The organism is Polaromonas sp. P1_G2, assembly GCF_056405515.1.
Map to the genome: position 1 here is coordinate 1 of NZ_JBFUBY010000868.1, position 529 is coordinate 529.

Annotated in this window: 1 protein-coding gene; it reads right to left on the reverse strand. The window is 60.9% G+C overall.

Annotated features, from left to right (window positions below):
• A partial coding sequence (locus AC1D0P_RS28060) for an ABC transporter permease subunit (protein ID WP_477679724.1) occupies positions 1 to 529 on the reverse strand: 529 nt, incomplete at both ends.

Sequence of the window (529 nt, forward strand, 5' to 3'; positions counted from 1 at the left end):
GAATTGGCCGGAGCGAATTCGCCGGGATTGATGATGCCGACCTGCGGCACGTAGAGCGCGCCGGCAATGGCGGCCATCATCGCCGAGACGACGAAGGTGAAGAGTTTCATGTTCTCGACCCGGAAGCCGAGGAAGCGTACCCGGCTCTCGGCATCGCGCACGCCGATCAATACCTTGCCGTATTTCGATCGGACGATAGCCGAGGCGAGCAGGAGTGCGAGGGCCAGGAAGGTTGCGGTGGCGGCGAAGAGCGCGGCGCGGGTGGCGTCGGCCTGAATGTTGAAGCCGAGAATATCCTTGAAATCGGTCATGCCATTATTGCCGCCGAAACCCATGTCGTTGCGGAAGAAGGCGAGCAGCAGCGCATAGGTCATCGCCTGGGTGATGATCGACAGATAGACGCCGTTGACGCGGCTGCGGAAGGCGAACCAGCCGAAAATGAAGGCGAGCAGGCCAGGCACCACAAGCACCATCAGTGCGGCAAACCAGAACATGTCGAAGCCATGCCAGAACCAGGGGAGGTCTTTCC